This window comes from Sphingomonas sp. Leaf33 (assembly GCF_001421785.1).
Lineage (GTDB): Bacteria > Pseudomonadota > Alphaproteobacteria > Sphingomonadales > Sphingomonadaceae > Sphingomonas.
In genome coordinates this window covers 72,374-85,569 of the sequence record NZ_LMLB01000001.1, presented here as the reverse complement: position 1 = coordinate 85,569, position 13,196 = coordinate 72,374, and the positions used below count along the sequence as shown (strand labels likewise).

The window sequence follows — 13,196 nt, the reverse complement described above, 5'->3', positions numbered from 1 at the left end:
GAGAGAATATCGGCTGAAGCCGAGCCCAGGAGAGACCATGCCCGCCGCCCCCCGTCAGCTCGAACACTTCCCCAATCTGGTGACGATGTTCTTCACTCGCGCCGCCGAGAAGGGCGACGCCCCGTTCCTGTGGGCGAAATGGGGCGGAACATGGCATTCGACCAGTTGGGCGGACGCCGCGCGCCAGGTGGCGGCGCTCGCGACCGCGCTGAAGGCCGCGGGCCTGCGTGCCGGCGATCGGGTGATGCTGGTCAGCGAGAACCGGCCGGAATGGTGTATCAGCGACCTCGCGATCATGGCCGCGGGCTGCGTCACGGTCCCGACCTACACGACCAACACCGAGCGCGATCACCAGCATATCCTCGAGAATTCGGGCGCCTGCGCGGTCATCGTGTCGACGCAGAAGCTGGCAAAGGTGCTGATGCCTGCGGTGCTGCGCTCGCAGGCGCGGATCGTCATCTCGTTCGATGAATTCCGTCTGGGCCAGCCCGGATCGATCGACTTCCACGACTGGCACACGCTGATCGCCGAGCATCCGACCGATCCCGCCGAGATGGCGAAGTCGGCGACGATGCAACGCGGCGATCTCGCCTGCATCATCTACACCAGCGGCACCGGCGGCGCTCCGCGCGGTGTCATGCAGCACCACGGCGCGATCCTGCACAACGTCAATGGCTGCTGCACCGTCATCTCGGAGGATTTCGGCTGGGAGGACGAGGTGTTCCTGTCGTTCCTGCCGCTCAGCCACGCCTATGAACACACCGGCGGACAGCATTTCCCGATCGGGCTGGGTGCGGAAATCTACTACAGCGAGGGCCTCGACAAGCTCGCCTCCAACATCGAGGAGGTCCGCCCGACGATCATGGTGGTCGTGCCGCGCCTGTTCGAAGTGCTGCGCACGCGCATTTCCAAGGCGATCGAGAAGCAGGGCAAACTCAGCAACTACCTGCTCGATCGCGCGATCAAGATCGGCGGCAAGAAGGCTGCGGGCAAGCGCGCTTCGCCGCTCGACCTGCCGATGAAGCTGGTGCTCGAACGCCTGTTCCGCCCCAAGATCGGCAAGAAATTCGGCGGCCGGATGAAGGCGATGGTGTCGGGCGGCGCACCGCTCAATCCGGAGGTGGGCGTGTTCTTCGAATCGCTCGGCCTCACCTTCCTACAGGGCTATGGCCAGACCGAAGCGGCGCCGGTCATCAGCTGCAATCGTCCCGCCGCCGGCCTACGCCACGACACCGTCGGCCCGCCGCTCGCCAACACCGAAGTCCGCATCGCGGCGGACGGCGAGATCCTGGTCCGCGGCGAACTGGTCATGCACGGCTATTGGCGCAACGAGGACGAGACGGCGCGAGTGCTGAAACCGGACCCGGCGGAGCCCCACAAAGGCGCTTGGCTCCACACCGGCGACATCGGCGAGATCGATGCGAAGGGGCGGATCAAGATCACCGACCGCAAGAAGGACATCATCGTCAACGACAAGGGCGACAATGTCGCGCCGCAAAAGATCGAAGGGATGCTGACGCTCCAGAACGAGATCGTCCAGGCGATGGTCTTCGGCGACCGCAAGCCGTACATGACCGCGGTCATCGTCCCCGATCCCGAATGGACGCAGGAATATTGCGCCAAGTCGGGCAGCGGGTGCAATTTCGCCAAGTTGAAGAACGATCACGGCTTCAAGGCGGCGATCGGCGCGGCAGTCGAACGGGTGAACAAGGACCTGTCGCAGATCGAACGCGTACGCCGCTTCATCCTGGCCGACGAACCGTTCGGAATCGAGAACCAGCAGTTGACCCCCAGCCTGAAGATCCGCCGGCACGTGCTGCGCGAGGCCTATGGCGAGCGGCTGGACGGGTTGTACAAGGGGTAAGGGGCTTCCGGGTCCCGCCAACCGGGGCCATCCCGCGTCGCCGCGCAGCCCGTAGCCTTGCCGTCGCGGTCGGAAGCCCCGCCCCTGCTGCGGGGGCTATCGGGTGGGCTCAATCCCGCGACCAGCGCGCGAAGATCGCGGTCGGCAGGGTCAGCCCGCGCGCTTCCTCGCGCACGCCCAGTTCGCCGCATTCGACCCGGCCCGGCAGGTCGCCGAACTGCTGGCGCACCAGCTCCCCGATCGCCAGCGCCGACAGGCGCACCGCGTACACCGTCAGGAACAGGAACCGCGACTCGGCATCGATCAGGCGGCGGCAGTCGGCGATCAGGCCGGGCAGATGCTCCTCCAGCTTCCACACTTCGCCATTCGGCCCGCGGCCCCATTTTGGCGGATCGAGGATGATGCCGTCGTAGCGGCGACCGCGGCGGACTTCGCGCCCGACGAACTTGGCGGCGTCTTCGACCAGCCAGCGAACCGGCTTTTCGGCCATGCCCGACAGCTGGGCGTTGGCGCGGGCGGCGTCGACGGACTTCTTCGACGCATCGACATGCACCATCCGTGCGCCAGCCGCCGCCAGTGCCAGCGTCCCCACGCCAGTGTAGCCGAACAGGTTGAGGCATTCCGGATCGGCGCCATCGATCCGGTCGCGCATCCAGTCCCACACCGGCGCCATGTCGGGGAAGAAGCCCAGGTGCCGGAACGGGGTGTTCTGGGCAGTGAAGCGGATCTCGCGCCAGCCAAGCGGCCAACCGTCGCGCGGTACGTCGCGCGACAGCTCCCATCGACCGCCGCCGTCTTCGTCCGCGCCGGGAATGAACTCGCCGTCCGCGTCCCAGTCGGCCGAGGCGGGCGCCCACATCGCCTGCGGTTCGGGGCGGACGAAGCGGAAGCGGCCGTAGCGTTCAAGCTTCCGGCCGTGGCCTGAATCAACAAGGCCGTAATCGGCCCAGGGTTCGCCGATGAGAGAGAATAGTTCCTGCATTTCCAAATCCGTTCGCCCTGAGCCTGTCGAAGGGCCGTTCTTCGCGCCGCAGGCGTAGGTCAAGAAAAAGAGCGGCGCTTCGACCGGCGCAGCACGAACGGTAATGTAGAGGCTAGCTCTTCGCCACCGCCCGCTCGGCAATGTAGGCGGTCACCGCTTCGAACGTCGCGTCGAGCGTCACGTAGCGCTCCTCGCGGTCGAACAGGTCGCCGACACGGCCGGGCAGGCTCGGGCGGACCCCGGTCGCACGTTCGACCGCGTCGCCGAACTTCGCCGGATGCGCGGTGGCGAGCGTCACCACGGGCACATCCGCGGGCAGGTCGGTGCGGCGGGCTGCGGCGAGGCCGATGGCGGTGTGCGGATCGATGACTTGCCCGGCCTCGGCGCAGGCCCAGCGCATCGTCTCCGACATGGCGCCGGGCTCGATCCGCGCACTGGTGAAAAGCGCCGACGCGCCTTCGGCCTGGGCATTGGTCAGCCGCATCGCGCGGGTGGCTTCGAACCCACGCATCTGCCCGGAAAGGGCAGCCCCGTCCCGACCGGCGAGATCAAACAGCAGGCGTTCGAAGTTCGAGCTGACTTGGATGTCCATGCTCGGTGCCGCAGTCGGGGTGACGGTGCCGGCGGAATAGTCGCCTGCCGACAGCGCGCGGTGGAGGATGTCGTTGACGTTGGTCGCAACGATCAGGCGGGCGATCGGCAGGCCCATCTTTGCGGCGACATAGCCCGCAAATACGTCGCCGAAGTTGCCGGTGGGCACGGAGAAGGCGACCGCGCGATCGGGCGCGCCCAACCGGACCGCGGCGTAGAAATAATAGACGACCTGCGCCATCAGCCGCGCCCAGTTGATCGAATTGACCGCGCTGAGCGCAAACCGCCCGGAGAAGTCGGCGTCGTTGAACATCGCCTTCACCAGCGCCTGCGCGGTGTCGAAATCGCCGCGGATCGCGATGTTGTGGACGTTGGGGGCAAGTACCGTCGTCATCTGGCGACGCTGGACATCACTGACCCGCCCCTCGGGGTGGAGCATGAAGATATCGACATGCTCGCGCCCCGCCAGCGCGTCGATCGCGGCCGACCCGGTGTCGCCGCTGGTCGCGCCGACGACGGTCAGATGCGTATCGCTGCCGGTCAGGAAGCGTTCGAACAGCAACCCCAGGAACTGGAGCGCGACGTCCTTGAACGCAAGCGTCGGCCCGTGGAACAGCTCCAGCAGGAAATGGCGCTGGTCCAGCTGGACGAGTGGCGTCACCGCAGCGTGGCTGAACCGGCCATATGCGCCCTCGCACATCGTGCGCAGGTCTTCGGGCGTCAGCGCATCGCCGATGAAGGGAGTCATGATCCGCGCGGCGTTTTCCGCATAGGACAGGCCGGCGAGGTCGGCGATGTCCTGCCGGGCGAGCGTCGGCCATGCCTCGGGCACGTACAGCCCGCCGTCGCTGGCGAGCCCGGCGAGCGTCGCATCGCGAAAATCAAGGATCGGGGCGGTGCCGCGGGTGCTGTGGTAACGCATGATCGCGCGGGACTAGCGGGCGGGCAGGCGGGGAGCAAGAAAGCTCGGGGGTAGGGTGAGTAAAGGTGGAGCCGGCCCCTGCCGTTTCGGTCGTCATTCCCGCGAAGGCGGGAATCAATAGTCGCCGAAGGACGTGAGTCTCACGACGGCCAGCCAGAATGTATCCCCGCCTTCGCGGGGATGACGGTGGGGGGTGGTGCAGACCCTTAGCGCGCGCGCCGTCGCCGCACCGCGATGACGTAGATCACGCCCGCAATCCCCGCGAACAGGAACCACTGCACCGCATAGGCCAGGTGATTGTTCGGCACCGCCGACAAGTCGGGTCCCGGATTGGCGGTCAGCCCGATCGGCGGGGCGTCGGACACCAGCATCAGCCGTTTCGGGCTGTGGTCGAACAGGCCGGAGATCAGCGGGCGCGAATCGGGGGCGTGGCTGAGGAAGCCGGTCACCGGGCCGCCCGACCATCCGGGTGTCACGCTGAAGTCGCTGGCGATCCCGAGCTGGACAGGGACGATGCCGGCGCCGGGCGTGCGACAGGCGGCGATGACGCGCCAGCCGGGCTTGCCGTCGGCCGTCCGCCCGCTCTGGCGCGACACGTCGGTGACGGCCAGGCAGTCGATCGCGGATCGGCGGAACAGCAATGTGTCGCCCACACCGCTTGCCGGGAACAGCACGGGCGGGCGGCGGACGTTGGCGGCGAGCTGTGCCAGCGCCGCCTCCTTCTCCTGCTTGCGCGCGAGTTGCCAGACGCCCAGCCCGATCATCGCCGCGATGGCGATGCCGACGATCAGGGTCGGGATGAGGGGCCAGCGTTTCACGCGTCGTCGTCTTTCACTTGCCGTCCCTCGCGCGCGGACTGGCGGTATTCGGCCGCGAGCAGGCCGGCCTTCACGATACGCAGGCCGCCCAGCACGCAGGCGAGCGTCAGCGCGGGCCACAGCAGCAGGTGGACCCAGAACGGCGGTTCGGCGCCGAGTTCAAGCGCGATGGCGAGCACCGTCACCAGCGTGCCCACGCCCAAGGTCAGGAAGGCGGCGGGGCCGTCGCCGACGTTGAAGCTCGCGAAGTCGAGTCCGCAGGCACGGCAGCGGGGCGCGAAGCGGGCGACGCCAGCGAAAAGGGTCTGTGCCCCACAACGGGGACACAGACCCTTGCAAGCCGCCTCGGCCAAGCCGGGCGTGGTCATGATGCCTTAGCCGCCGTGGACCGGCGCGCCCCAGCTGCCCCACACATAGATCGAGACGAACAGGAACAGCCACACGACGTCGACGAAGTGCCAGTACCAAGCCGCGGCTTCGAAGCCGAAATGCTGGCGCGGCGTGAAGTCGCCCTTGTATGCGCGGACCAAGCAGACGGCGAGGAAGATGGTGCCGATCAGCACGTGCACGCCGTGGAAGCCGGTCGCCATGAAGAACGACGCGCCGTAGTTCAGGCCCTTGAACGGGAAGGGCGCATGGACGTACTCGTACGCCTGGATGCTGCTGAACAGCGCGCCCAGCAGGATCGTGCACCACAGACCCTTCTTCAGGCCGTCGCGGTCGCCGTGGATCAGCGCATGGTGTGCCCAAGTCACGGTCGTGCCCGACAGCAGCAGGATGAAGGTGTTGAGCAGCGGCAGTTCGAACGCGTTGATGACTTCCAGGCCCTTGGGCGGCCAGGTCGCGACGCCTTCGGTCAGCAGTTCGACCGTGCCTGCCTCGCCATGCGCGCCGGGCGTGTAGCCGACCATCGCCGGAAACAGCGAAAAGTCGAAGAACGCCCAGAACCAGCCGACGAAGAACATGACTTCGGAGGCGATGAACAGGATCATGCCGTAGCGCAGGTGAAGCTGCACGACGGGCGTGTGATCGCCGGCGTGGGCTTCGCGGATGACGTCGGCCCACCAGAAATACATCGTCGCCAGAACGCCGGCAAAGCCCAGCCCGAAGACGGCAGGGCCGAAATGATGGCCCTTCATCCACAGCAGGCCACCGACGGCCAGCAGGCCGGCGGTCAGCGACCCCATCAGCGGCCAGGGGCTGGGGGGGAGAATATGATAATCGTGGTTCTTGGCACCGGCCATGGTGGCGTCCCTGTTCGACGTGTTTGGCGGATGCTCTAGGGCGGCGACGCGCCGAGGGCAAGACGCCGCGGCCGGACCGTCAGCCCTTCGTCTTGCCGTTCTCGACCGGATAAAAGGTGTAGCTCAAGGTGATCGTATCGATGTCCCGCGCGTCGGGATCGTCCTTGATCTTCGGGTCGACGAAGAAGATGACCGGCATCCGCACCGTCTCGCCGGGCTTCAGCGTCTGTTCGGTGAAGCAGAAACATTCGATCTTGGTGAAGTACTTCCCCGCCTGCGCCGGTGACACGTTGTAGGTCGCGCTGCCGGTTACGGCCTTGTCCGAACGGTTGGTCGCGGTGAAGAATTCCATGTCGCGCGCGCCGATGTCGACCTTTGTCTGTTCGACCTCGGGCTTGAAGGCCCAGGCGAGTTTCGGGCTGACGTTGCTGTCGAACGCAACGGTGATCGTGCGGCCGGTGGCGCCGGGGGCGGTTTCCGCGCGGTTGGTCGTGCCGTTCAGGCCGGTCGCTTCGCAGAACAGATTGTAGAGCGGCACGCTGGCGAATCCCAGGCCAGTCATGCCGCACACGCCGATCGCCGCCAGCAGAGCGGTGCGGTGGGTGCGCTGCATCAGGGGTGCATCCCCGCCTTGATCTTGGAAATCGTGATCGCGAACATCAGGATCACGAACGCGGCCAGCAACACCGCCATCACGATCGAGCGGCTCTTCTGCCGGCGGCGGATTTCGAGTTCGTCGTTGGGGGTCATGCCATCCACCTGTCTGCGACCACGGCCGCGAAAATGAGCGCGAGATACGCGAGACTGAACTTGAACAGCCGCTTTTCGGGCCGCATCGTGTCGCCGTCCGTCGTCGTCCGCGTCGCGACCTGCAGCGCCATCGCGCCGAAGATCGCGGTCAGCACCACCGCGCTGATGCCATAGATGGGGCCGGTCAGCCCCAACGGCCAGGGGGCGATGGCGGCCAGCCCCATCGGAATCGTGTAGAGCCCGATCTGGGTCCGCGTCGCGCGCTCGCCCGCGACCACCGGCAGCATCGGTACGCCCGCGTTGGCGTAATCCATGCGGATGAAGAGAGCAAGCGCCCAGAAATGCGGCGGAGTCCACAGGAACACGGTGGCGAACAGCAGCAGCGGCAGCAGTGCGACCTGCCCGGTCGCCGCGGCCCAGCCGATCAGCGGCGGAAACGCACCCGCCGCACCGCCGATCACGATGTTCTGCGGCGTGCGGCGCTTCAGCCAGACGGTGTACACCAGCACGTAGAACAGGATCGAGATCGCCAGGATACCGGCCGCGGCGTAGTTCACCGCCAGCCCCATCAGCACGACCGAGAAGATCGCCAGGCCGACGCCAAAATGCAGCGCCGCCTGGCGGTCCATCCGGCCGGCCGGCAGCGGGCGCCCCTGCGTCCGCTTCATCACCGCATCGATGTCGGCTTCGTACCACTGATTGAGCGCACCCGCGGCACCGGCGCCGAGCGCGATGCACAGGATGGCAGTGAAGCCCAGCACCGGATCGACCGCGACGGGTGCCGCGAGCATCCCGCACAGGCCGGTGAAGACGACGAGCGTCATCACCCGCGGCTTGGTCAGCGCCAGGAAGTCGCGCCATTCGGCGGGCAGGGTCAGCGGGGTGTCAGCGGCGGTCATGATGTCGCCGCGCGCTATAAGCCGATGTGGGGACAGGGGAAAGGGGCCGTCGTTCGAGGGGGCGACCACCAACGCCGCACGACGAGGCTATCCTGGCGTGTCGAGTGGGGCCAAGGCTCTCCTCTAGCGCGCCGGCACCACCGCCCCGCCGCGTGCCATCGGCAGCGCCTTCTCCGGATTGGCGCCAATCCCCTTTCGCAGCACCACCGGCGCGGGGCAGCCGTCGGAATCGCGGTGAAACACGGTCAGCACCTGTGCCGCAGGCGGCTGTTCGCCCAGCGTCATCGGGCCAGCCATCTTCGTGCCGCGAACCTCGGTCGCCGTTGGGCTGCACTGCGCGGCAGAGGTCGGCTTCGTGACGAGCGTCTCGCCATCCGGCGCGGCCAGCATCAACAGAAATGCCAGGGTCGGCATCATCGATCTCCCATCCAGATCAGCAGCTTTCGTATTTCCAGTTCCGGCGTTTGCCCTCGCGCAGCCACGCGATCGTCTGCGCCACGCGTCCGTCGCGCGTTTCGGGCCGTTTCGCCTCCGCCACCCAGTCGCAATACTCGCGGCGGCAACTCGGTGGAAAGGCGCTAAAGGTTGCTCGGGCTACCGTGTCGTCGGCCAGCGCGGCGGCGAGCGCTTCGGGCACCTCGGCCTCGGGTTTGGCTGGTTTCGCGGCGCGCTTCGTTGGAGCGGCGGCGGCGCGCTCACGGATGATCGCTTCGAATGTCGTGCCATCGGGCAGGTCGGCGAGGCTTTCGATCCGGCCGAACTGACCCATAGCCTCGTCTTCGCGGCCCGTCGTGTCCGCACGATTCCAGAACCCGAAGGTCGCGTGGGCCTTGAACGCCGCCATGTTGGCGAACGGCCGGTCATCGAGCAGGAACGCCGGCATGCCCCATTTGATCGCCTCAGCGACCCGAGGAACGGCGGCGTGCATCCGGTCGCGCAGCCAAATCAGAACAGGCTGTGCAAACGGTGCACGGCCCGAGATGTACACATCGACTCTGGGATCCCGGGGCACGGACGCGATGTTGCGCCCGGCCCCGCTAATCGGTCAACCCTTATGGACGCAGCGCGGTATCGGCGCCGTCGCCCAGTTCCTCGTCGATATCCTCGGCGTCGTCCTCAAAGTCCTCCTGGAGCGCATCTTCCTCCAGGTCCTCTTCGTCGGCGTCGGCCTCGTCGTCTTCCTCGCCGACCTCGTCCGACAGCATTTCGAGGTCGTCGGTGTCGTCGTCGTCGAGCGGATCGTCGCCCAGATCGGGGGCGAGGTCGGTCAGGATGGTGCCGTCGCTGGGGCCGTCGCGCGTCGCCTCCAGGATTTCGGCGCGCTGGCTTTCGTCGAAGCCGTCCTCGTCGAACCCGTCGTCGCCTGCACCCTGTGCCTGAACCTGATGACCACCCATCGTCCGTCTCCCGATCAGAAAAAGCCTGTAGGGGACGAACGGCGCGGGCTCAGCCCTGTTCCACGGCCGCGCGATGAGTCGAGCCGTCGTACGCCGGACGGAACAGCCGTCCGCGTTCGGCGAACAGGACGATGACCAGCGCGCTCAGACCCATCGCGGTGAAGCCGGTGTAGAGCGGGATGGTCGTGCCGTCGTAATGCTGGCCGACATACGCGCCGATCAGCGCCGCGCCCAAGGTCGAGACGAAGCCCTGGATGCTGGCGGCGGTACCGGCGATGTCGCCCATATGCTCCATCGCCATCGCCGAGAAGTTGGAGGTGGCGAGGCCAAAGCACATCATCATCAGCGCTTGCACGATGATGAAGTTGGTCAGCGTCTCGGCGCCCGACAGCGCGATGGCGAGGTGGGCGACCGCAAAGACGATGAAGCCCAGCAGCGCGGTGTGCGAGATGAGCCGCGTGCCCATCTTCATCACGATCCGCGAGTTGAGGAACGACCCGATCGCCATCGTGCCGGCGACCGAAGCGAAGACGATCGCGAGCAGGTTCGGCACCTTGAACACGTCGAACACGATCTGCTGGATCGATCCGATGAACCCGAACAGCGCGCCCTGCAGCATCGTCGCCGCCAGCGTGTAGCCCAGCGCATAGCGGTCCTTCAGGATACGCGAAGCACCGGTGCCGAGCGAGCCGAGCGTGAAAGGCTTGCGATCCTCCTCCGCCAGCGTCTCGGGCATCCGCGCCAGGAACCACAGCAGGATGACAAGGGTCGCGAGCGCAATGGCGCCGAAGATCCAGCGCCAGCTGCCGACCAGCAGGATCAGCTGTCCGAAGGTCGGGGCGAGCACGGGGGCGGCCATGAAGAAGATGAAGGCGAGACTCATGACGCGCGCCATCGCGCGACCGGCGTAACAGTCGCGCACCAGCGCCACCGTCACCGTCCGCGCGCCCGCGACCATCGCGCCCGAGGCGGCACGCGCGGCGAGCAGCAGCACGAAGCTGCCCGACACCGCCGCCAGCAGGTTCATCGCGATATACCCGACCAGCGCGACGATCAGCACCGGCCGCCGCCCGAACCGGTCGGTGGCCGGGCCATAGACCAGCATCGCGAAGGCAAACCCGACCATGAAGGCGGTGACGACGAACTGCCGCTGGTTGTCGGTCGCCACGCCCAGATCGGCGGCGATCGCGGGCAGCGCGGGCAGCATCGAGTCGATTCCGAGCGCGGTCAGCGCCATCAGCGCGGCGACCAGCGCGACGAACTCCGCGAACGGGATCGGCGCACGGTTCACCTGCGGCTGGTCGGGGGAGAGGGTGGTCATCATGAGGCGGCAGGCTTTACGAAGGGCGGACGGAACGGTCGACCCCTCCCAACCTACGTCGTCGCGCAACGATCCGTCCGGACTTGCCTGTACGACGGGTGTAGTGCGCGGTTAAGCCGCCTGTTGGCGGATGGACGACGACAGTTTTCGCACGGGGCTTGCACTCGGCACCACGCATCCAAAATGCAAAAATGGCCAGGTCTGCCGAACCGCCGATCGTCGCCTCAGCGGAGGGGCCGATCCACAACGGCTAATCGCGGCACAAAAAAAGGGCGGACCGAAGCCCGCCCCTCTTCTCTCACGCGCCCTGCGGGGCGGGGTTGCCGAACGGCCCGCTTGGCCGCTTGGTCTTGGGGATCGACGTTCCGCTGACCGGGACCGTCGTCGCCTTCGTACCCGGGTCCGGCCGGTCGATGTCCTCGCCCGCAATCAGTCGCTTGATCTCCTCGCCCGACAGCGTCTCATATTCGAGCAACGCCTTGGCGAGCAGATGGAGCTGATCGACGTGCTTGCTCAGCAATTCCTTCGCGCGGGTCAGGCCGCCCTCGACGATGCCCTTGATCTCGTCGTCGATCAGCTGTGCGGTCGCGTTCGACATCCGCACCGGCTGGCTCGACGAATAGCCGAGGAACGATTCGCCTTCGGGCTGGGCGTATTCGACCGGTCCGACCTTGTCCGACATGCCCCATTTGGTGACCATGTCGCGGGCGAGGCCGGTGGCATACTGGATGTCGCCGCTCGCGCCCGACGACACCTTGTCGTAGCCGAAGATGATCTCCTCGGCGACGCGGCCGCCCATGCTGACCGCCAGGTTCGCGTACATTTTGTCGCGGTGATAGCTGTACGAATCGCGCTCCGGCAGACGCATGACCATGCCCAGCGCACGGCCGCGCGGGATGATCGTCGCCTTGTGGATCGGGTCGCTCGCCGGCTCGTGGATGCTGACGATCGCGTGGCCCGCCTCGTGGTACGCGGTCATCCGCTTCTCGTCCTCGGTCATGACCATGCTGCGACGCTCGGCGCCCATCATGACCTTGTCCTTGGCTTCCTCGAATTCGAGCATCGCGACCAGGCGCTTGCCCTTGCGCGCCGCGGTCAGTGCCGCCTCGTTGACCAGGTTGGCGAGGTCGGCGCCCGAGAAGCCCGGCGTGCCGCGCGCGATCACGCGCGAATCGACGTCGGGGGCCAGCGGCACCTTCTTCATGTGCACTTCGAGGATCTTGATGCGCCCCTCGATATCCGGGCGCGGCACGACGACCTGGCGGTCGAAGCGGCCCGGACGCAGCAGCGCAGGATCGAGCACGTCGGGGCGGTTGGTCGCCGCGACGATGATGATGCCCTCGTTCGCCTCGAAGCCATCCATTTCGACGAGCAGCTGGTTCAGCGTCTGCTCGCGCTCGTCGTTGCCGTTGCCGAGACCGGCGCCGCGGTGACGGCCGACCGCGTCGATTTCGTCGATAAACACGATGCACGGCGCCGATTTCTTGGCCTGTTCGAACATGTCGCGGACGCGGGATGCGCCCACGCCGACGAACATCTCGACGAAGTCCGAACCTGAAATCGTGAAGAACGGCACCCCCGCCTCACCCGCGATCGCGCGGGCGAGCAGCGTCTTGCCGGTGCCGGGCGATCCGACCAGCAGCGCGCCCTTCGGAATCTTGCCGCCCAGCCGTGCGAACTTCGACGGGTCCTTCAGGAACTCGACGACTTCCTGCAGCTCCTCGCGCGCCTCGTCGATGCCGGCGACGTCGTCGAAGGTCACGCGCCCTTCCTTCTGCGTCAGCATTTTCGCGCGTGACTTGCCGAAGCCCATCGCGCCGCCGGCGCCGGAATTCTTCTGCATCTGGCGCACGACGAAGAAGGCGATGCCGATGAACAGCAGGAACGGCAGCGACTGGACCAGCAGCGCCGCCCAGATCGACGAGCCTTCCTCGGCGCGCGCCGACACCGTCACGCCCTTCTGGCGCAGCGTCGGGATCAGCGTCGTGTCGGGCACCGGCAGCGGTCGTGTGCGGAAAGCGTCGCCCGCGGTCGTCTTGCCGACAATCACGTCACGGCTGATCGCGACTTCCTTCACGGTGCCTTCGTCCACCCGGTCGAGGAACGTCGAATAGGCGATCTCGCTCGACGCGCCGACCGATCCGCGACTGTCGAACAATTGCACGAACAGCGCCAAGGCCAGCAGGATGCCGACCCAGATCATCAGGCTCTTCATCCAGGGATTGCCGCCGCCACCGGGGGAGGGCTGCTTGTCGTTGTCGTTCATTGCGCTGTGGGCACCTTTCTTCGCTCGATAAGATAGGCGTCGCCAAGTTAATGGCAATGGAACAGCGTCGATGAGGGTTTAAAGTCGGTCAGGACGGGGTCGTGACGGAGCCGATTTTGGTTCGGGGCAAGAAGCGAGGAGC

The 13,196-nt window shown here is 66.7% G+C and carries 14 protein-coding genes; 1 reads left to right on the top strand and 13 read right to left on the bottom strand.

Annotated elements, in window-relative coordinates:
* Positions 1-37: 37 nt before the first annotated feature.
* A complete protein-coding gene (locus ASE86_RS00450) occupies positions 38-1,864 on the top strand; it encodes an AMP-dependent synthetase/ligase (RefSeq protein WP_056421577.1) in 1,827 nt (608 codons plus the stop codon).
* Positions 1,865-1,973: 109 nt separating this feature from the next.
* Here the strand turns inward: ASE86_RS00450 and ASE86_RS00445 are convergent, their stop codons facing one another.
* From ASE86_RS00445 to ftsH, 13 genes are all read right to left on the bottom strand, one after another.
* A complete protein-coding gene (locus ASE86_RS00445) occupies positions 1,974-2,846 on the bottom strand; it encodes a class I SAM-dependent methyltransferase (protein ID WP_056421576.1) in 873 nt (290 codons plus the stop codon).
* Positions 2,847-2,958: 112 nt separating this feature from the next.
* The gene (thrC, locus tag ASE86_RS00440) at positions 2,959-4,359 is read right to left on the bottom strand and encodes a threonine synthase (protein ID WP_056421575.1); all 1,401 of its coding nucleotides are present in this window, start codon (positions 4,357-4,359) and stop codon (positions 2,959-2,961) included.
* 206 nt (positions 4,360-4,565) lie between these two features.
* Positions 4,566-5,177 carry an SURF1 family protein gene (locus ASE86_RS00435; RefSeq protein ID WP_056421574.1) on the bottom strand — a complete coding sequence of 204 codons (612 nt, stop codon included), beginning with the start codon at positions 5,175-5,177 and terminating at the stop codon, positions 4,566-4,568.
* Entirely contained in the window at positions 5,174-5,545 is a 372-nt protein-coding gene (locus ASE86_RS00430) for a DUF983 domain-containing protein (protein ID WP_056421573.1), read from the bottom strand. The genes ASE86_RS00435 and ASE86_RS00430 overlap by 4 nt, the downstream gene beginning before the upstream one ends.
* Before the next feature lie 6 nt (positions 5,546-5,551).
* The gene (locus ASE86_RS00425; RefSeq protein ID WP_056421572.1) at positions 5,552-6,421 is read right to left on the bottom strand and encodes a cytochrome c oxidase subunit 3; all 870 of its coding nucleotides are present in this window, start codon (positions 6,419-6,421) and stop codon (positions 5,552-5,554) included.
* A gap of 79 nt (positions 6,422-6,500) precedes the next feature.
* Positions 6,501-7,034: a cytochrome c oxidase assembly protein gene (locus tag ASE86_RS00420; RefSeq protein WP_056421571.1), complete on the bottom strand. Its 534-nt coding sequence runs from the start codon at positions 7,032-7,034 to the stop codon at positions 6,501-6,503.
* Complete coding sequence (locus ASE86_RS16270) at positions 7,034-7,171, bottom strand: hypothetical protein (protein ID WP_200911468.1); 138 nt, start codon at positions 7,169-7,171, stop codon at positions 7,034-7,036. The genes ASE86_RS00420 and ASE86_RS16270 overlap by 1 nt, the downstream gene beginning before the upstream one ends.
* Positions 7,168-8,070, bottom strand: a complete 903-nt coding sequence (locus ASE86_RS00415) for a heme o synthase (protein ID WP_056421570.1) — start codon at positions 8,068-8,070, stop codon at positions 7,168-7,170. The genes ASE86_RS16270 and ASE86_RS00415 overlap by 4 nt, the downstream gene beginning before the upstream one ends.
* 123 nt (positions 8,071-8,193) lie before the next feature.
* On the bottom strand, positions 8,194-8,487 hold the full coding sequence (locus tag ASE86_RS00410; RefSeq protein ID WP_156346988.1) for a hypothetical protein: 294 nt from the start codon (positions 8,485-8,487) through the stop codon (positions 8,194-8,196).
* Between the two features lie 16 nt (positions 8,488-8,503).
* Positions 8,504-9,058, bottom strand: coding sequence for a YdeI/OmpD-associated family protein (locus ASE86_RS00405; protein ID WP_268795317.1), 555 nt, complete (start codon positions 9,056-9,058; stop codon positions 8,504-8,506).
* Between the two features lie 64 nt (positions 9,059-9,122).
* Positions 9,123-9,467, bottom strand: a complete 345-nt coding sequence (locus ASE86_RS00400) for a hypothetical protein (protein ID WP_056421567.1) — start codon at positions 9,465-9,467, stop codon at positions 9,123-9,125.
* Between the two features lie 49 nt (positions 9,468-9,516).
* Positions 9,517-10,791 carry a multidrug effflux MFS transporter gene (locus ASE86_RS00395; RefSeq protein ID WP_056421566.1) on the bottom strand — a complete coding sequence of 425 codons (1,275 nt, stop codon included), beginning with the start codon at positions 10,789-10,791 and terminating at the stop codon, positions 9,517-9,519.
* A 295-nt stretch (positions 10,792-11,086) separates the two neighbouring features.
* A complete protein-coding gene (gene ftsH / locus ASE86_RS00390; RefSeq protein ID WP_056421565.1) occupies positions 11,087-13,054 on the bottom strand; it encodes an ATP-dependent zinc metalloprotease FtsH in 1,968 nt (655 codons plus the stop codon).
* Positions 13,055-13,196: the final 142 nt, after the last annotated feature.

Excerpts from the sequence above, each read along its gene's own strand:
- ASE86_RS00450 (WP_056421577.1), top strand. The coding sequence starts at position 38 with ATGCCCGCCGCCCCCCGTCAGCTCGAACACTTCCCCAATCTGGTGACG.
- ASE86_RS00445 (WP_056421576.1), bottom strand. The coding sequence starts at position 2,846 with ATGCAGGAACTATTCTCTCTCATCGGCGAACCCTGGGCCGATTACGGC.
- thrC (WP_056421575.1), bottom strand. The coding sequence starts at position 4,359 with ATGCGTTACCACAGCACCCGCGGCACCGCCCCGATCCTTGATTTTCGC.
- ASE86_RS00430 (WP_056421573.1), bottom strand. The coding sequence starts at position 5,545 with ATGACCACGCCCGGCTTGGCCGAGGCGGCTTGCAAGGGTCTGTGTCCC.
- ASE86_RS00425 (WP_056421572.1), bottom strand. The coding sequence starts at position 6,421 with ATGGCCGGTGCCAAGAACCACGATTATCATATTCTCCCCCCCAGCCCC.
- ASE86_RS00420 (WP_056421571.1), bottom strand. The coding sequence starts at position 7,034 with ATGCAGCGCACCCACCGCACCGCTCTGCTGGCGGCGATCGGCGTGTGC.
- ASE86_RS16270 (WP_200911468.1), bottom strand. The coding sequence starts at position 7,171 with ATGACCCCCAACGACGAACTCGAAATCCGCCGCCGGCAGAAGAGCCGC.
- ASE86_RS00415 (WP_056421570.1), bottom strand. The coding sequence starts at position 8,070 with ATGACCGCCGCTGACACCCCGCTGACCCTGCCCGCCGAATGGCGCGAC.
- ASE86_RS00410 (WP_156346988.1), bottom strand. The coding sequence starts at position 8,487 with ATGATGCCGACCCTGGCATTTCTGTTGATGCTGGCCGCGCCGGATGGC.
- ASE86_RS00400 (WP_056421567.1), bottom strand. The coding sequence starts at position 9,467 with ATGGGTGGTCATCAGGTTCAGGCACAGGGTGCAGGCGACGACGGGTTC.
- ASE86_RS00395 (WP_056421566.1), bottom strand. The coding sequence starts at position 10,791 with ATGATGACCACCCTCTCCCCCGACCAGCCGCAGGTGAACCGTGCGCCG.
- ftsH (WP_056421565.1), bottom strand. The coding sequence starts at position 13,054 with ATGAACGACAACGACAAGCAGCCCTCCCCCGGTGGCGGCGGCAATCCC.